Source organism: Acinetobacter bouvetii, from assembly GCF_902753875.1.
Classification (GTDB): domain Bacteria; phylum Pseudomonadota; class Gammaproteobacteria; order Pseudomonadales; family Moraxellaceae; genus Acinetobacter; species Acinetobacter bouvetii_A.
In genome coordinates this window covers 24610-43220 of the sequence record NZ_CADDTS010000023.1, presented here as the reverse complement: position 1 = coordinate 43220, position 18611 = coordinate 24610, and the positions used below count along the sequence as shown (strand labels likewise).

Genomic DNA, 18611 nt, shown 5'->3' with positions numbered 1-18611 from the left:
TGTAACATTATTTTAAGAAATTTATGAGAAAAATGCATAAATTTTATTTTTATAGATTTATAATCTATAAATTATCGTGCTAAATTTTTAAAAATAAATTTTAAACTTTCTATCATTTTTTCGATTTGTAATGGCGTCAGTCCATCAAAAGACTGTTCTAAAACTACATTTGTCAGATCATTAATTTTGATGATCATCTGTTGTCCCTTATCAGTTAAAATGACTCGTGTAATACGTGCATCATCTTCACAAGAGTAGGTTTCAACTAATCCTTCATCTTTTAATCGATAAACAATTTTTGTTGTGGTCGACATTTTTGAAACCACCATTTCAGAAAGATCAGAAACACTTGCATGGGGTTTGCATTTTAAGGATAGTAAAATACGACGACGAGAATTGTCTAATCCATATTTTTTTAAGGCATGATCAACATTCTGCACATATTGGGCGTGAACTTGTGTTACCCAGTAGTATGGAAAATTTTCTAAAGTGAAATCTTCAGAAGAAGGTAAGAATTTATTGTATTTTTTAGTCATGGTTATTGCCTCTAGGACATTGTTGTAGTTTGATGGATTGATGGGCATCCTGTTTTTTTTAGATTTGCCAACCAATACTCATTTTTATTATTAATATATATCAAGTTTCTTATAATGCAATAAGGAAAGTTATATTAATAAGTTTCCTTACAAAAAATCAAGATTACGCATGTTTTATCAAAAAGATTGCATATATTTTTTGTTATCTATTTGAAAAATAATTGATATTTTTAATACTTAAAATCTTTTGCTAGCAGAGTATAGGTAGGCTATCGAAACAAATACACGAATGAAAATAGCTAAGTCAGAATGTAATGATGTTGTGATATTGCATTTGAAAAATTGTTTGAATGTAAAATGTTTTGAAGAGCATGTTATAGGTATTAAAAGCAATTTATAAAAATTATATTATTCAATAAAAAAACATAAGTTTATTTATAGTTACTGTTCAACTGCATTAGGTTAAATAAAAGATTAACATGTATTTTTTTAAAGTATTTTTGCATTTAACTTAAATTAAAAGATAAAAGTGAACAAGATTTCAGCTTTGAACTTAGTTGTAGCTCTTTAAATACAAAAATATAATTACAAATTTTACAGATTGTGCATAATAAATTATCTATTGTTGAAAAGGTCACTTATATGGATCCGTCGCCGTGTCGGTTTAAATTTGCTTTTAACCAAATTCTTGAAATCGGAGTAATAAACTAATGGAGTTTTTATTGGATCCGGGAATTTGGATTGGTTTACTTACCCTTATTATTTTAGAAATTGTTCTAGGGATTGATAACCTAGTCTTTATTGCCATTTTGGCAGAAAAACTTCCTCCTGAACAACGTGATAAAGCACGTATCATTGGCCTTTCACTTGCATTGATTATGCGTTTAGGGCTTTTATCAGTCATTTCATGGCTCGTTACCTTGACTAAGCCGATTATCGAGATAGCAAATTTAAGCTTCTCGGGGCGAGATCTAATTTTACTCTTCGGCGGACTATTTCTGGTCTATAAAGCTGTCACAGAACTGCACGAAAAAATGGAAGGAAAGATTGAAGTACAATCGACATCTTCCGTGGTTTATGCCGGTTTTTGGGCAGTAGTAGCACAAATTATTATATTGGATGCCGTATTTTCCCTAGATTCGGTCATTACTGCTGTTGGGATGGTGGATAATATTTATGTGATGATGGCGGCAGTAACGATTGCTGTAATTGTCATGCTGATTGCCTCTAAACCGTTAACTGCGTTTGTGAACCGCCATCCAACTGTTGTGATCCTGTGCTTAAGCTTCTTATTGCTGATTGGTATCAGCCTGATTGCTGAAGGTTTTGGTTTCCATATTCCTAAAGGTTATATCTATTCGGGTATTGGTGTTGCAATCTTGATCGAAGTATTTAACCAGTTTTCAAAACGCAATGCTGTTAAGAATGCCTCTAAAATTCCATTACGCCACCGCACTGCAGACTCTATTTTGAAATTGATGGGGGGTAAAGTGGAAACTCTGGCTGATAGTGCCCAGCACTTTGAGGCTCAAGAAGCATTTGCTGATGAAGAGCGATATATGATTGGTGGAGTACTGACTCTTGCTGAAAGATCCGTTGCCTCAATCATGACGCCTAGAACACAGATTTCCTGGGTCAATCTGGATGACAGTGCCGAACAGATTCGTGAACAGGTATTGTCTGTCCCGCATAGCTTGTTTCCAGTTTGCCGTGGCAGTTTGGACAAAGTACTTTCTATTGTTCGGGCTAAGGAATTGCTTGATGTGCTTGAAGATCAAGAACAACTTAAAGCCTTGATCAAACGTCATCGTCCGATCTATATTTTTGAAAAAATGAAAGTGATAGATGCTATTAATACTCTGCGGACTTCAAAAGGTTCATTGGTATTGGTAAGTGATGAGTTTGGGAATGTACAGGGGCTGATTTCTCCACTTGATGTTTTTGAGGCGATTGCTGGTGAGTTTCCTGATGCCGATGAGCAGCTGGATTTGGTAAAAGTTGATGATCATACATGGAAAGCTTCAGGTATGCTGGATGTGTATCAACTTGAACTAGAATTGGGCATGATGGATCTGGTTGAAGAAGAGGCGGGTTACATTAGCCTTGCGGGTCTAATTTTAGATAAAACGCATGGCGAGGTCAGTCTGGGGATTCAACTGGAATATCGTGGAATTCAATTCGAAGTGACTGAAATGGAAGATAACCGGATTAAGTCGGTGCTGATTACCTATCCTTGAGGCATTGTGGTTGAGAGTTAAAAGGATTTGGATATCTTTAATCCATTCTTTTAGCTGATCGGAAAAGTCCAACAGACTTGAGCTGTTGGACTTTTTTATTGGGAATGTATGGCAGTATTTTTTGAAATTTAACCATACAGCATAAAGAAGCATGATGAAAAAATGCTGAAATGGGGCTTAAATCACCATTTTAAGTGATAGAGATGCAAGCAAAGATCATGAATAATTGATATGTATAAGAAAAATGGAACAATGTGATGGGAATTACAGAAACCATAATAGATTTTGCAAAACTGGCAACTGAACAAAAACATCGATTTTTTAAAACCATGTGTGAATTTGATCAGCAAATTTTCCCGGATTTTTGTGAAGAAGAAATTTATAATTTTGTCTATGATAAAGATGCAGTTTCAGTACTCGTTATTCATTATCATCATAAAAATGAAATCGTTGGACAGAATATTATCCCAATACTCAAACTATCTTTAGCGGGTAATCCAATTTTTGTGGTGAGTAATCGGGCGGGGATTTTACCTGCCTACCGCAAAGGCAATAGAACCCTGAAAACTGCAATTCGTATTGCGATTAATCATCGTATTCGGCACCCGACTATACCATTATGGTTTGTTCCCACTGTAATACAGCCCAAGGTTTATACTCTTTTCGCTTCTCGCTCACAAAATTTTTTTCCACGTGTAGGTAAGGATATACCGCAAGAATATTTAAAAGTTTTGCAGCTGATGCAGCAACGTAAGCAGGAGGTCAGCAAGCGTCGTGAAGATATTTTTGTCTATCCTCACGTGATGCCACAGACCACACCTAAGCATATTCAACGATTAAGAAATAAGGCTACGCCGCATAGCAATTTTTTTATGCAGCATGTACCTGACTATTTTGATGGTATGGGCTTGCTTTGTATCTGCAAACTGGATTTGAAAACCATTTTAGAGACGATCTTTAATTTATCGTTTGATCGTCATGTGTATTAAGTCTGGTCTGAGTACAAATGTTTGATTAACAGTATAGTCTAGAGTTCAATAATTTTAATATCTGCATATTGCTGGATTAAATCTGGATTTAAACTGTGAATATAATCCATGAAAGCGACATTGAACTGTCCCAGCGTCTGGGCTTTTTCAAAGGCCAGTTTTCCTGCAATGGCAAAATGGCTATGTGCTGCAATGGTGGCAATAGTCGGTGAGGTGACAGCGCAATAGGCTGCAATTAATGCCCCCAAGGCGCAACCTGTTGCGGTGACTTTGGGCTGTAAATATGAGCCGCCGTTGACTTGAATAACAGCATCTAGTGCCCGGGTCAAAATGAAATCAGACTCGCCAGAAATGGCAATACATTCGGCTTGGGTTAACAACACTTTGGCTTGATGGTAAACATCTGCGCTATCCAGTGTACTATCTACACCTTTGGAAACTACCTGATTGCCGGCAAGGGTACTGATTTCTGAAGCATTCCCGCGAATAACAGTGGGATGATATTGCAATAGTTCATCAACCATGTCTGAACGCCATTTTAATATGGGACCATAACCGACAGGATCCAGTACCCAAGGTGTACCGCTAAGCTGCGCTGTCTTGGCAGAAATTTGCATTGCCTGCATCTGCGCATCAGTCGGCGTCCCCAGATTGATACTGAGTGCAGCTGAAATCGTGGTAAAACTTTCAGCTTCGAATGGATTATCAATCATGGCCGGGGATGCGCCAGCAGCCAGTAAGATATTGGCTGCATAATTTGCGGCTACACTGTTGGTAATACATTGCACCAAAGGCTGCTGAGTTTGCAGTTGTGTCCATGCTTCAACAATCTGCTCGACCAATGCTGAAGTTTGATCCATGGGATTATTCCTTAAATGATAGAGAGTTGAATCGGAGAAACTAGACATATCAATCACCATTTAGCGGGTGAAATGCTATTGGGTAAAATAGTGGTCTTGATGCTTACAGTTGCGACAGCACAAGGTCACATAATTTTCAGCATCATAATCCACGGTTAGATCATTGGAACCACAATACATACAGCGCTTTTGTGAGTAAAAGCTTAACCGTGGTTCAATCTTTTTCCACAGTCGCCAATGCGGTTGGAAAAAGATCGTTTCATCATAGCCCAGAAAACGGAACAACAGGATTTCGCTCATCTTGCTGAATGGAATATTGTGCGGACGTGGCAGGGTCGACGTTTCCCATTTTTCAGTCACGGCACGTTCGCGATATTGCTGCAAAGTTTTCTTTAATAAATTGGTGTTAATAAAGTTTTCATTGCGTACTTGCAGGGCCTTTTGCTGATACAGATATTCCAGAGCCGTTTGTACCAGATAATAAATCTGCCCAACTGCGAGTGAGTCCATTAAACGGTAGCAAAAGGTCTGGAAACTGTTATTGCCAGCAATCTGGATGCCCCAGGTGCGACAGTAGAATTGGGCGAACTGGATAATTTCTTGATATAGCACCAGATAAAGCGCATTCTTGACTTCATCGGCGCTTTTAAAGGGCACGCCCATGGTTAAATTTTCATAGAACCAGTTACGCAGTTGCTGGGTAATACTAAACAAACTCGGTTCTGAATAACCGTCTAGACGAACATTGACATAGTAATGGTGGGCTTCGGATGCAAAATCTTTGGCAATCAGGATTTGCTCTTTGACCAGCTGCTTGATCAAATAATTCTGGAATAGATAGTTCGGGGTGATGGCATGGTATTTAATACTTTCCCAGTCTATGTATTCATGATGCGTAGTATGTTCCTGCACCTGATTGTCTAAAAGACTCAGTAAAAACAATTTATTTAGAAAACTGATTTGATCTAGTCGGTACTCGACAGCATCTTTATCTTTGGATTTCAGTTTGCGTTGTTCTTGCAGGCGTGTTTCTGCGAGTATTCTTTTACGACTGGCCAAACATTTGTCACAGTGACAGGTATGCCGCGCATCTTCGAAAACCCGGTGCTGACAGTGACTGCATTCATGAAAATTTATAGCTTGATCATACTGTTCTGCTTCAATCCAGAACATGGATGCCTGACATAAAGGGCATGATGAACTTTCATCGAGCTGTTTTTGCAGAATCTGAAGAAGCATGAAATGAGTCAATCGCAAGTCGGGTTTATCGTCTTATTGATTATACACATGTCTTTAAGCGGGACGTGATGGAATAATGCTGAAGGGAGCATCATTCAGTTAAGTTTTAGCACAAGAGATGTTATGGATTGAGATATATGACTCCATGGAATCAGCTAATTGAGATAGAGATAAAAACTGTGCTTTTATCTCTACCAAGAAGGGGATGAAAGCCTTATGTTAAAACGAAGTATTAATAAGAGGCGGGGCAAGGTAATGATTCATCCTCCTCTCCCATGAGCTTTGCATTAATTAAAGCCTGAACCTTTTTAGAAGGAAGTTTTTTGCTTCCTAAAGCATCGTAGTTATTTAAAATTGCACAAATATCGACCGATTGCATTGGAATGCCTTCACAGCTCATGAACATGGCAATAACTTTATGATCGATGCCTGCTGCATCCAGAGTCTGCATGGTTTTGATATTTTCTACGCGAACAATATGGTCTTTTAGATACATAGGACACCTCTTTTTAATTTTGGCTTAATTTTTATAGTGCGCTTCGCACAGAGATATACAAGCAAAAAACGTGCTCAAAATGTACTCATCTTGAAAATAAGTGTCATTTTGAGTTAATCAATTTTATAAGCCCTATAAATTTCACTCAAATAATATAAAGAGATATCAAAATACATAGATTGTCTATTTATTTTGTTCAGACACATTAGAGTTAAATCAGATGGTTGGATGAGCAATGCATATTAAATAAGCAACTGGCAGATTAATTGTGTTGATGTTCATTTCACGAATTGAAAATGATAGGCAAAGTGCCCATATATAACTCAAAGCAATAGCACAGACAGATTGTGAAAGTTGTCGTATGATCGAAGCATTTTACAACAACAAAGTTTTGGCTTAAGAATACAGGATCAGGACATTATATGAATATCGCGGCTAACCCAGTGGTTGAAGCAGACCAAACTGTTTATTTAAAAGATTATCAAAAACCTTCTTTTCTGGTGGATTCGATCAACTTGGATATTCAAGTTTATGATGACCATACCAAAGTAAATTCAGTTTTGGTAATGAAGCGCCAGACAGCAGGTGATTTAATCCTGTTGGGCCGTGATCTGGAATTAAAATCGATTATTTTAAATGGCAAGCCGCTGTCTGAAACTGATTATACGCTTGATGCAGAACAGCTGGTGATTGCCCAGGCACCAGATCAAGTCACGCTTGAAACCCAGGTGATTATTCATCCTGAAAGCAATACCCAACTTGAAGGTTTATATCAGGCCAGTGGTGATTTATTCGTAACCCAAAATGAGCCAGAAGGTTTCCGCAAAATTACCTTCTATCCGGACCGTCCAGATGTCTTGTCTGTATTTACTACCCGTGTCGAAGCGGATAAAAAATTTCCAGTGCTGCTGGCCAACGGTAACTTGATGGAAGCGGGTGAGACTGGTGAAGGTCGTCATTACACCATTTGGCAAGATCCGACTAAAAAACCATCTTATTTATTTGCCTGTGTGATTGGTGATCTGGCTGTCTTAAAAGATGCCTATGTGACGTCTGAAGGCCGTAACGTTGCGCTTGAAATTTACGCTGAAGAAAAAGATATTCCAAAATGTCACATTGCCATGGAAGCGCTTAAACATTCGATGCAATGGGATGAAGAACATTATGGTCGCCCATACGATCTAGACAATTATATGATTGTGGCAACCAGTGCTTTCAATATGGGAGCAATGGAAAATAAAGGTTTAAATATCTTTAATACCTCATGTGTACTGGCTGATGAAGAATATACTTCTGATGCTGCCATCATGCGTGTACAGTCGGTGATTGCACATGAATATTTCCATAACTGGACCGGTAACCGCATTACTTGCCGTGACTGGTTCCAGCTGTGCTTGAAAGAAGGCTTGACCGTATTCCGTGATCAGTCTTTCTCGGAAGATTTGCAGTCTGCTGCGGTACAACGTATTGATGATGTCGCAGTATTAAAAGCGCATCAGTTCCCGGAAGATTCAGGTCCACTTTCTCATCCACCACGTCCGGATCATTTTGTTGAAATTAATAACTTCTATACGGCTACCGTGTACGAAAAAGGTGCGGAAATTAACCGCATGATGTCGACCTTGCTTGGCAAGGTAAAATTTCGTCAAGGTACAGACGAATACTTCCGCCGTCATGACGGTCAGGCCGTTACAGTCGAAGACTGGGTGGCTGCATTGACAGCCGGTTCAGGTGTGGACTTATCCAACTTCCTGACCTGGTATAACCAGCCGGGTACGCCAAAACTGGAAGCCAAAGGCGAATATGATGCTGCGAAACAAACCTATCGTTTGAGCTTTAAACAAAGTTTGAAAGCACATCCTAAATATCCAAACTTAAAAGCAGTACCTATTCCTGTGGCCTTGGCATTGTTCGATGCTGCAAGCGGTGAACAGTTAAGCCTGCAATCTGCTGCCTTGTTTGAAAATGGGGTGAAAGATGGTGTGTATCTGTTTGACCAAGAGCAAGCTACGATTGAATTTAGCGGAGTCACTGCGAAACCTGTAGTGTCCTTGCTACGTAACTTCTCTGCACCGGTTAATTTGGAATTTAACTATTCAGATGAAGAGCTGGCGTTCTTGATTCAATATGAAACCAATGGCTTTAACCAATGGCAAGCGACGCAAACCTTGCTTGAGCGTATTTTGTTAGAAGGTCATGAGGCTGGTATTTATATCGAAGCCATTAAAAATACCTTGCCGGATTTGGTGGAAAAAGATCCATTACTGGCTTCTCGTTTGTTTGATATCCCAACCGAAGGTTATTTGGGTAGCCGTATCGACAGTGAATATCAACCTGCGGTGATTCAAGAGCAGCGTAATGCACTGGTAAATACTCTGGCGCGTGAACTAGGTGCATTCTGCAAAGAAACGTATGCGGCCCTAGATCCGGAGCTGCAGCATGAATTTTCTCAAGCAATGGGTGTACGTGCATTGAAAAACATCATGTTGAATATGATGGCTCGTCAGGGTGATACTTCTGCTTTTGATTTGGCGCATGAGCAGTATCAAAACACCGGCAACATGTCTGAACGTTTGGGTGCACTGAAAGTGCTGGTATGGAATGATGCCCCACAGGCCAAAGATGTTCTGGCTGATTTTTATGATCGCTTTAAAGAAGAAGCCTTGTCTTTAGATCAGTGGTTCATGGTTCAGGCAGCCCATCCGAAAGCGACAGCTGAAACGATTCAGGTCTTAACATCACATGCTGATTATGATTTGAAAGTACCAAACCGTATTCGTGCGGTGAGTGGTGGTCTAAATGCCAATCCTGTTAATACATGGAGTTTTGGTGTTCAGCATTATATTGATCTGGCGAAATATCTGGACGAGAAAAACCCGATTGTCGGTTCGCGTTTACTGCAAGTGCTTTCTCGCTGGTACACTTTGGCAGAACCTCAGCGCAGTGAAGTAAAAGCTGCACTTGAAGCCTTAAAACCACAAGTAAAATCTAAAAACGTTTCCGAAACCTTGAACAGTATGCTGAGTGTCTAACTGAGCATTACTTTAATCATTAAAAAGCCTTTTCTTGGTAATGACTGAGAAAAGGCTTTTTTAATTTAGAGCTATCCTGAATGCTAAATGACTATACAGGTGTTTAGATTAACTAAATGAAAGATTGAATGATATGAATGTATTTTTTGTTGAATAATAAAGTAATAACTGTCGATTAAATCACATTTATGGCGTAAGATAATGACACACAAGCTCATCTAAAGATGGGCTTTTGTCATTTAACGGACTGTGGTGTCATGAGTCCGTCATCTTAATTCAGCAAGCTGGAGATTGGTTTTGTTAGTTAAAATTGAAGATGGTTTTTATTTGAACGCTCAACATATTATTGCGATAAGAGTTTCAAAAAATGCCACTGACGGAAATTTTCTGGTACAGATCGAATACACTCCAAACAATATACAGGCTATGGGGACTTATCAAAAAGCGTTTGATAATAAACTGGAAGCTGAAATTTATCTGCAGACCTTACATCAGCATATTAGTAAATAAATAGGCTAGTGGTTCCTTGTTTTAAAGCTTTAAAAATCTTCTGACTTAATCAGTTTAATCATGAGCTTCAGCAAGTTTACATCCCAATCTACTCGTCAAAATTACTATAGGTCAGCCTAAAAAAAAGTCCCTTGAGAGAGGGACTTTGGCTTGTTTAAACTTTCATAATCAATACGGGGATAGGTGACTGGGTTAATACGGCCTGTGCCACACTACCGAGCATTAATTTTTTAAATCCTGTACGGCCATGTGAACCCATAATAATTAAATCTGCACCCACTTCATCGGCAACATGAATAATGCCATCAGCAGGTGATACACCACGAATGACTTTGACATTTACATCAATACCATCACGAAGGAAGGATTGCTTAATTTCGGCCAGTCGTAACTGTGCATTTTTTTCAGCTTGAATAAAGTAATCGGTAATAGCAGGTGCGACTTTATAGAAATCTACACCAACAAAGGGATCAACAGCGATGACGCTGGTTAAAGTCACTTGAGAGTTTAAAGACTTGGCTAAAGTTAATGCTTGTTCAACGGCTGCATAAGAAATGGGTGATTCATCTACTGGGACTAAGATATGTTTATACGTCATTAAATTTTCCTTATGGATATTGTTGAATAGATCGAATGAATAATTCTTTATAGCCAGTCATGATGACCGTTTTAAGTCAGGCCTCTGTAAAATGAACCCGCAGTATATGAAGGGTTCATTTGTTTAGCTTTATTCTTTGACAATGAGTACAGGCAGTTTTGTTCCTTTTAGAACATCCTGAGCAAAGCTACCCATTAAAAATTTCTGAAAACCTTTACGGCCATGTGAACCCATAACAATCAAATCAATTTTCAACTTTTCGGCTGTTTCAATAATGCTTTCTTCAGAAACATTGCCTTTCACAACTTGAGTATCCGCCGTGATGCCATTTTCAGCTGCAATGCCTTGAGCTTGTTTTAATGCTTTTTCGGCATTGGCAAACGCTTCTACAAAATATTCTTTCATGATTGGAGATGGATAATAAAAGTCTGCATCTGAAAATGGATCTTCAGTAACTAAGCTAATCAGGGTGAGTTTACCGCCAAAGCCCTTGGCAATTTGTGCTGCACTTTTAACAGCAGATAAGGAAATGGCAGAGCCGTCAACTGGAACTAAAATATTTTGATAAGACATGAGAATTGTTCCTTGGAGTTTATTGTGTTGCTATTCATTTATACATAGCACATTGTCTTGTAATGTTCAATTTAGACTATGAAAATTGTTTTAAAATTCATTAAATTATATAAAAATCATAAATATAAGTGTGTACTGCTTGGCAGTAAAAACTGAGTTAAAAACTCAACATTCTGCATGGTGATTTATGGCAGGAAGGAGGTGGAATATCGGCATTGTCTAAGTATTTCTAAATGTTTAAACAAAGATTAAAATGCCTTTACATAAAAAAATTTCCTAAAAATTGGGAAAAGAAACTGAACAGGAAAGATGGTGTATTCAAAATATTTAAGCCTAAGTTTGTGTTTAATTGCCGCACTACACAGTAGTGGTTGTCAGAATACTCAAAGTAGTACCAAAGTGATTGCCACGGTATTCAATGCATCAACCAATGTTCAGAAAAAATTTATTGATCAGCATGCACCAGACAATATTTTAGTACAGAAAAATATTGTCTATTCGACAGACCCTCGTTTAACGCTGGATGTGTATCAGCCCGAAAACGTGCTGCAATTGCAGCCGCGTCCAACGGTGATCTGGATTCATGGTGGAGGTTGGGTATCCGGTTCTAAAGAACATGCCCGTGGCTATTTTAAGCGTTTAGCCCATCAAGGCTATAATGTGGTTTCGGTAGAATATCAGTTTGCACCAGAAACAATTTATCCTCAGCAATTGCTTCAAATTAATCAGGCCTTACAATTTCTTAATGATCATGCTGCGGATTATCATATCAATGCCAATCAACTGTATTTGGCTGGTGACTCAGCCGGTGCTAATTTAGCCAGCCATTATGCCGCCTTGCTGAGTAATCCAGATTTTGCCCGGCAGTCGGGTATTCAACCTTTAATTCAACGTAAGCAGGTGAAAGGTTTAATTTTGCATTGTGGTATTTATGACATGAATGCTTTTATTAATACTGCACCGGATGAACTTAAACTGATTGAATGGGGCGTAGTGAATCTGGTCCAAGCTTATACTGGCAATAAAAAAGATGATGCTGAATTTTTAAAAAGTATTTCTCCCATTCAATATTTAACGGCCAATTATCCGCCGGTATTCATTAGTGGGGGCAATAAGGACTTTTTAACCCGAACCCAGTCTGTGCCTTTTGTGAATGCCTTAATCAACCAGAACATCGCGGTAACAGAGGTCTTTTATCCAAATTCGAAAGAATTTTTAGTGCATGAATATCAATTCATGATGGGTAAAAAAGCCAGCCAGCAGACTTTTGCCAAAACCTTAGATTTTCTCAGTCAACATTCAAATTAAAATTTAGAAGAGCTAGAAACTAAAAAATAGGCTTGCAGAAAAAATGCTAAAAACATAACATACCAACCGTTGGGTATGTTTATGGGTTTAACAGATGAATTCAATATTATTGGCTTATGGACTGCTGGCATGTGCCATTATTTCTGAAGTGATTGGTTCAACATTTCTGGTGAAGTCTGAAGGTTTTACCAAATTATTGCCTTCGCTGGTGGTGGTGGTTTTATTTTCATTGGCATTCTATTTATTGTCCCAAGTGATTAAAGTCATTCCACTGGGTATTGCTTATGCAATCTGGGCTGGGGTGGGGATTGTGCTCACCGCTTTAATTGGCTACTTTATCTTTCGCCAAAGTTTAGATCTGCCTGCCATGCTTGGGATTGCCTTGATTGTTTCGGGTGTCGTGGTGATTAATCTTTTTTCAAATTCTACAGGACATTCGTGAATGCTCGACAATCCGCATCAGCGTAAGAAAGAACCCCAAGTCATCCGTCAGGCAATTTTGCAACATGCGATTGCTTTGGCAGCAGAAAAGGGTGTGAATGGGGTATCTATACAAGCGGTTGCGGATCTGGTTGGCGTGACCAAAGGCGGCGTGTTTCATCATTTTCCCAGTAAGCAAAAATTACTGGAGTCGATGGTGGTGTCGCTTTTGCAACAATTGGATGTGGTGATTGATCAACTTATTGCTCAAGATGAGCAACCCTATGGCAGTTTTACCCGTGCCTATATTGAAGTGACCTTGGAAAAACAGGTCTTGGGTTTAGAGCATTCCTGGTCTGCTATTTCGATGACCATGCTCACAGACAAAACCTTTAATGAATATTGGATTCAATGGCTCAATGAACGTCTAATGAAACATCATCAAACCGACTCGGATATTGAACTGAAAATTTTACGTTATGCTGCAGATGGCATTTGGCTGACCGCATTCACTGAAGTGGAAGATGAAGCTGAAACGCTGCAACTTAAAGCAAAGTTAATCGCCCGAAGTTATCGGGCGAAGCTGGATTAAGATTTATTTTTAAACTTGAAAATGAAGTGAACAACAAGTCCAAATAATAGTCCCCAAAAAGCTGAACCAATACCAAAAAACTGAATGCCGGAAGCACTAAATAAAAAGGTCAGCAGGGCCGCTTCGCGTTCAGCCGCCTGATGAAAGGCCAGCGCAATGTTATGACCAATGGTGCCTAAAAGCGCAATACCAGCCAAAGCCGTAATAAATACGCCAGGAAAAGACATTAAAATACTGGTGAGTGTCGCGGCAAATAAGCCCATCAAGATATAACAGAAGCCGCAGCTTATTCCAGCAATATAACGCTTTTTACTGTCAGGATGGGCCTGATCATCCAGACTGATGGCGGCACTGATGGCGGCAATATTCACAGAGAAACATCCAAAAGGCGCGAAAATGGTTTGAGCTGCTCCAGTCCAGCCAATCAGTTGGTTCACATGAGGTTCATAGCCATAGCTTTTGATCATGGCCAGACCAGGTAAATATTGTGAAGCCATATTGATGACAAACAAAGGGAGAGCCAAACCGAAAATGGCTGACCAGCTAAATTCAGGTGCCATCCATACCGGCTGAGCCAGACTGAACTGAATGTTTGAGGCATGGAACTGTAAAAACAGCGGACAAAGTGCAATACCGGCAATCACCGTAATCACGATGCTATAACGTGGCGATAACCGTTTAGAAAGCACATACACCGCCAATAATGACAGAATAAAGCCCCAGTCATTTTGCATGCTAGCAAACAGGGCAATACCAAATTTTAGCAGTACACCGGCGAGCATGGCACTGGTTAAACTTTGTGGGATATAAGTTAAAACTTTTTGAAAAATACCTAAAAAGCCTAAAATTGCCGTTAGTAAGCCACACACTAAAAAAGCGCCAATTGCCTCATAAAGACTATAACCACTGGCTGTAGCCAGGATTAAAGCCAGTCCTGCGGTTGACCATGAGGTTGCGACAGGATATTTAAACTTCCAGGACAGGATTAAACCGCTTAAGCCAATGCCCAAACCCAGCGCCCAGAACCAGGAGGTGATTTGTGCTGTAGAAGCCCCCAGCAGTTGGGCAGATTGAATCACCAATACCGAGGAAACACTGATACCGACAAGGAACGTAATAAAACCTGCAAAGAGGGCAGGAACGGAGAAGTCTTGGAGAAGTTTTTGCATAATTCCTTTGCGCTGATCATGTTGTAATGCTTGAAAAGTATACCAATCATACGCCTTTCATTTTTAAGCGAAAAGCGATGATGAAAGGAATCTTCCCTGTATTTATACCTTGAGCTGGTCGAGTCTGAATTTACAGGGTAGAGGTCGCCAGTTTGAGTCCAAAACCGCAGAACAGAAGTCCCACTGCTGCCACACATGAGGCAGTCACTTTATAACGGTGAGTGAAAAACGTCGCCAGTTTTGCCCCTGAAAAAATCAGCACACTTAAATAGCTCATGCTAATGATTTGCAACACCACTGCCAGTGCAGTAAATGTTAGCGCAGGATATGGATAGGCCGGATCGACAAACTGAACGAAAAACGACAAATAAAACAGAATGGCTTTCGGGTTTAAAATACTAATGGTGAGTGCTGTTTTAAAGGGATGTAGCTGTTCAATATTTTCCTGAACCGTATCCATCTGCTTTTGCGAGTGAACAGTATTCCAGGTATGGTAAGCCGCAATGAGGAGTTTGATGCCTAAGTAACTGAGGTAAATGGCACCAATAATTTTGAGAAAGGTAAATAACCACGGGAAGCTATGTAGCAGTGAAGCTGCACCCAATGCTGTCAGTAGAATTAAAATGATGTCGCCGATATACACGCCAAAGGCACTTTTATAACCGGCTTTAATACCAAAACGTGAAGCGATGGACATCACATATAAGGAATTTGGACCGGGCAAAAGGACAATTAAGGTGGTACCAATGATATAGGTGGCGAGATCGGTGATTCCGAACACAATACACTCTCAAGACATGAAAAAAGCCGACCTGTGTACTATAACAAAATCGGCTTTTTAGCGGGGAATGTGAGCAGATTTAAGCTTTAATTTCAGCATCTAAGTCAAATGACTGGCGAAGTAATGTACTTAACTGGTCACGTGCTTTGATAAATCCGTCAATTCCGCTTTGTAACAGCTGAGAGGCCATCAGGTCATGTTCAATTTGTGCCTTAAAGGTTTCTTTGGTCAACGCTTCAACCAGATGCTGGCAATGTGCTTGAGCATGATTGGTTGACAGCTGAGCGACCACTTCACGTTGATCCTGCGCCAGTTCTTCCAGAAGATTTGGAGAAACCGTCAGTAAGTCACAGCCTGCCAATCCAAGCACCTGATCAATACTGCGGAAACTGGCACCCATAATTTCGGTTTTAATGCAGTGCTGTTTGTAGAAATGAAAGATCTGCTTGACTGAAAGTACGCCGGGATCTTTATCTATCGGATAGTGATCGACATTTTCCGCTTTTTTGAACCAGTCCAAGATACGGCCGACAAATGGAGAAATCAGGGTCACATTGGCATCTGCACATGCTTGAGCTTGATGTAGACCAAATAACAAGGTCAGGTTGCAATGAATACCTTCAGCCTCTAAGGCTTTGGCCGCCTGAATGCCTTCCCAGGTCGAAGCAATTTTAATCAGGATGCGGTTTTGCTCAATGCCGTAGGTTTCATATAACGCCAGTAATTCTTTGGCTTTGGCAATGGTCGCTTCCGTATCATAAGAAAGAGCAGCATCAACTTCAGTAGACACACGACCTTCAATCAGTTTTAAAATTTCTACACCAAATTTGACGGTCAGAATGTCAATCGTGCGTTCAATTAAAAGATCACCGCTATAACCTTCAGTTTTAGCTTGCTCAAATGCATCATGAATAAGTTGTTTATTTTCAGCTTGATTGGCTGCAGCAGTAATGAGTGAAGGGTTGGTTGTTGCATCCAATGGACGGAATTTTTCAATCGCTGAAAGGTCACTACTATCGGCAACAATGGTGGTTAAGGTTTTTAATTGGTTTAAAGCTGATTGAGTCATTGGTGTCTAGTTCTTAAAGTTATTTCCCGTCTATTTGTTATATCACAATCTGCTTTTATCCAAAGTAAAAAGCACGTATAACACCTGTCTATTTTGTGTTTTTTCGCGAATTTCTGATGTGATTAATCAAAAAACGAGCAGCTGCACCCAGCTGACTTTCACGGCTCCAGACCAGATCGACAAAATATTCAAACTTGGGCGTAAAATCCAGAAAGTTCAGAATTTGCAGTTGCTGTTGAAGATGCGGATTTTGATTCAGCATTTCCAGCGGTAAAACGCCCCAGCCCAAGCCCTGCATAATCATGGAGCAGGCTGAAAAATGATTATCTGTGCGCCAGTATTTTTTGGAAAATAGCAACTCTGGTTTAATGTTGCGGTCACGGCTGGCCACCACAATTTGCCGGCTTTGCAAAATTTGCTCATAACTGACTTGTTCAAGCATGGCTAAAGGGAAGCCAATAGCCGCTACCGGAACCAGAGCCTCGCGTTTGAGTTCGACAAACTGTTCACGGCTTTCTAATTGTTCGCGTTCAAACATCAGCGCCAATTGTGCAGTTTGGTTGAGCAACATTTTTAAGGCATCTTCTTGCGGCGCTGAAAAAATATTGATTTGTAACTCGGGAAACTGCTGTTCAAGCAGACAAATATAGTCTGTCCATTGGGTATGTAACAGTTCGGAGACCACCACAATATTTAAAGTCGATTCCAGACCTTCACCCAAAGCAAAAGCATGCTGTTTCCATTGATTCATCTCAATCAGCAATTGTTCGGTTTTTTCATACAACGTGAGTGCTTGCGGGGTAGGTACGGGTTCTCGGCCCACGCGCTGGAAAAGCGACAAATTCAGATCTATTTCTAAATGCGCAATTGACATACTCACTGCAGAAGGCACTTTGCCCAATTTTCGTGCTGCTGCTGAAAAGGAACCGGTTTCAATTACGGTCTTAAAAATAATCAGTTGTTCCTGGTTGATATTCATTGTGTGCTCAGGACTTATCTTTCAATAATATTGATAGATACTAACTCGAACATTCAAAAATATGAAAATATAATGGCGTTTTATCAAATAAATAATAGAGCGAGAGATCAAATGTTGATTTCCAAACGCAGGATTGTTCATGCACTGAGCTATGAAATTATCCTGTTGGTGATCATTGCGTTAGCGTTGAGTTTTATTTTTCACATGCCTTTAGACGTGACAGGCGGGCTGGGTATTGCGATGGCGATGACTTCAGTGCTGTGGAATATGATTTTTAACCAGCATTTCGAAAAATTTGAAGCGAAGTATCAGCTGAAACGTACCATCAAAATCCGCTTATTGCATGCCATTGGCTTTGAAGGTGGCCTCATGCTCGCCACGATTCCGATGGTGGCTTATGCCTTGGAAATGACCTTATGGCAGGCGATTTTGACTGACTTGAGCCTGACGCTGTGTATTTTGGTGTATACCTTTATTTTCCAGTGGTGTTATGACTACGTTGAAGCGAAATTAAACATCAGTCATTACGTAAAATCGACGACATAATTAATACCGTGTGAAAAAACCATGCTTAGGCATGGGTTTTTCAGCATGGTCTACATTTTTGAGTATTCAGTATGTTGATTAACATTAATGCTAAGAACACGATGAGAACATATTGAAAACTGATGGCAAAAGCAGAAATATAAGGATGTGCGAAACTACGTAAATAGGTGACTGTATCGCCTTTACGCCATTCCTTATATGATGGCAGCGCTTCATCATCTATTAAAAACCAGGTGAGGTTGATGAAGCCTAAAATAAAGCAGAAAAATACTACACTCAGCCCACCAAATATGGCTCGTTGTTGCGGTTTTAATGTGGCGTAATGCTGGCGTATTTGCCTAATATGTGTGGGACGTAACGGGTATCTAAAATAATTAACCAAGATAAGCCCAATCACAAAAAAATTACACAGTGCAAAAAAGTCATTCAGAAATTTATGCTGGCTTGAAAGCGAAGATGCAATTGTGGTTGGAAAGAGACCTTGAAATGAAAAATCAAAACTGACAATGACGAGTGCGATCGCAACTGGAACAAGATAAAAATAATAAAAGGGTGCAGTGACCTCTAAAGTGTATAAAAATGCAGAATTCTTTTTCATTGATTATTTAAAATTCTAAGTTAATTCAATTGTATATAAAAATATCTTGCTGAATATAGAGGATTTAAAAATAAAAATA

At 39.6% G+C, this 18611-nt stretch carries 19 protein-coding genes; 8 read left to right on the top strand and 11 right to left on the bottom strand.

Features of this window, described 5'->3' with window-relative positions; genetic code table 11:
- Positions 1-71: 71 nt before the first annotated feature.
- Positions 72-536: a MarR family winged helix-turn-helix transcriptional regulator gene (locus FB6_RS06250; RefSeq protein WP_174559181.1), complete on the bottom strand. Its 465-nt coding sequence runs from the start codon at positions 534-536 to the stop codon at positions 72-74.
- A 710-nt stretch (positions 537-1246) separates the two neighbouring features.
- Here FB6_RS06250 and FB6_RS06245 point away from each other — a divergent pair.
- Together FB6_RS06245 and FB6_RS06240 are read left to right on the top strand one after the other, a co-directional pair.
- Entirely contained in the window at positions 1247-2773 is a 1527-nt protein-coding gene (locus tag FB6_RS06245; RefSeq protein ID WP_174559180.1) for a TerC family protein, read from the top strand.
- Between the two features lie 257 nt (positions 2774-3030).
- Entirely contained in the window at positions 3031-3762 is a 732-nt protein-coding gene (locus FB6_RS06240; protein WP_174559179.1) for a hypothetical protein, read from the top strand.
- A 38-nt stretch (positions 3763-3800) separates the two neighbouring features.
- On the opposite strand, the gene thiM is transcribed toward FB6_RS06240, so the two are convergent.
- The 3 genes from thiM to FB6_RS06225 form a co-directional block, all read right to left on the bottom strand.
- Positions 3801-4622: a hydroxyethylthiazole kinase gene (gene thiM, locus FB6_RS06235; protein ID WP_174559178.1), complete on the bottom strand. Its 822-nt coding sequence runs from the start codon at positions 4620-4622 to the stop codon at positions 3801-3803.
- A 75-nt stretch (positions 4623-4697) separates the two neighbouring features.
- Positions 4698-5861, bottom strand: a complete 1164-nt coding sequence (locus FB6_RS06230; RefSeq protein WP_174559177.1) for a hypothetical protein — start codon at positions 5859-5861, stop codon at positions 4698-4700.
- A gap of 232 nt (positions 5862-6093) precedes the next feature.
- Positions 6094-6357 (bottom strand): hypothetical protein, encoded by a 264-nt coding sequence (locus tag FB6_RS06225; protein WP_174559176.1) that lies wholly within the window; start codon positions 6355-6357, stop codon positions 6094-6096.
- A 422-nt stretch (positions 6358-6779) separates the two neighbouring features.
- On the opposite strand from FB6_RS06225, the gene pepN reads away from it, so the two are divergent.
- A complete protein-coding gene (gene pepN / locus FB6_RS06220; protein ID WP_174559175.1) occupies positions 6780-9389 on the top strand; it encodes an aminopeptidase N in 2610 nt (869 codons plus the stop codon).
- A gap of 297 nt (positions 9390-9686) precedes the next feature.
- Entirely contained in the window at positions 9687-9899 is a 213-nt protein-coding gene (locus tag FB6_RS06215; protein WP_174559174.1) for a hypothetical protein, read from the top strand.
- A gap of 154 nt (positions 9900-10053) precedes the next feature.
- On the opposite strand, the gene FB6_RS06210 is transcribed toward FB6_RS06215, so the two are convergent.
- Together FB6_RS06210 and FB6_RS06205 are read right to left on the bottom strand one after the other, a co-directional pair.
- A complete protein-coding gene (locus tag FB6_RS06210) occupies positions 10054-10497 on the bottom strand; it encodes a universal stress protein (RefSeq protein WP_174559173.1) in 444 nt (147 codons plus the stop codon).
- Positions 10498-10626: 129 nt separating this feature from the next.
- Positions 10627-11070, bottom strand: a complete 444-nt coding sequence (locus tag FB6_RS06205; RefSeq protein ID WP_174559172.1) for a universal stress protein — start codon at positions 11068-11070, stop codon at positions 10627-10629.
- Positions 11071-11379: 309 nt separating this feature from the next.
- On the opposite strand from FB6_RS06205, the gene FB6_RS06200 reads away from it, so the two are divergent.
- The 3 genes from FB6_RS06200 to FB6_RS06190 all read left to right on the top strand — a co-directional run bounded on the left by FB6_RS06200 (position 11380) and on the right by FB6_RS06190 (position 13390).
- A complete protein-coding gene (locus tag FB6_RS06200; RefSeq protein WP_174559171.1) occupies positions 11380-12378 on the top strand; it encodes an alpha/beta hydrolase in 999 nt (332 codons plus the stop codon).
- A gap of 94 nt (positions 12379-12472) precedes the next feature.
- Positions 12473-12820, top strand: coding sequence for a DMT family transporter (locus FB6_RS06195; RefSeq protein WP_174559170.1), 348 nt, complete (start codon positions 12473-12475; stop codon positions 12818-12820).
- Complete coding sequence (locus tag FB6_RS06190) at positions 12821-13390, top strand: TetR/AcrR family transcriptional regulator (RefSeq protein ID WP_174559169.1); 570 nt, start codon at positions 12821-12823, stop codon at positions 13388-13390.
- On the opposite strand, the gene FB6_RS06185 is transcribed toward FB6_RS06190, so the two are convergent.
- The 4 genes from FB6_RS06185 to FB6_RS06170 all read right to left on the bottom strand — a co-directional run bounded on the left by FB6_RS06185 (position 13387) and on the right by FB6_RS06170 (position 17388).
- Complete coding sequence (locus FB6_RS06185; RefSeq protein WP_174559168.1) at positions 13387-14559, bottom strand: benzoate/H(+) symporter BenE family transporter; 1173 nt, start codon at positions 14557-14559, stop codon at positions 13387-13389. The two genes, FB6_RS06190 and FB6_RS06185, sit on opposite strands and share 4 nt — an antisense overlap.
- 130 nt (positions 14560-14689) lie before the next feature.
- On the bottom strand, positions 14690-15340 hold the full coding sequence (gene leuE / locus FB6_RS06180) for a leucine efflux protein LeuE (protein WP_174559167.1): 651 nt from the start codon (positions 15338-15340) through the stop codon (positions 14690-14692).
- A gap of 79 nt (positions 15341-15419) precedes the next feature.
- Complete coding sequence (tal, locus tag FB6_RS06175; RefSeq protein ID WP_174559166.1) at positions 15420-16409, bottom strand: transaldolase; 990 nt, start codon at positions 16407-16409, stop codon at positions 15420-15422.
- An 88-nt stretch (positions 16410-16497) separates the two neighbouring features.
- Positions 16498-17388, bottom strand: coding sequence for a LysR family transcriptional regulator (locus FB6_RS06170; protein WP_174559165.1), 891 nt, complete (start codon positions 17386-17388; stop codon positions 16498-16500).
- Positions 17389-17499: 111 nt separating this feature from the next.
- On the opposite strand from FB6_RS06170, the gene aceI reads away from it, so the two are divergent.
- A complete protein-coding gene (gene aceI / locus FB6_RS06165; protein ID WP_174559164.1) occupies positions 17500-17934 on the top strand; it encodes a chlorhexidine efflux PACE transporter AceI in 435 nt (144 codons plus the stop codon).
- Between the two features lie 40 nt (positions 17935-17974).
- Here aceI and FB6_RS06160 read toward each other — a convergent pair whose 3' ends face one another.
- Entirely contained in the window at positions 17975-18532 is a 558-nt protein-coding gene (locus FB6_RS06160) for a hypothetical protein (RefSeq protein ID WP_174559163.1), read from the bottom strand.
- Positions 18533-18611 lie beyond the last annotated feature (79 nt).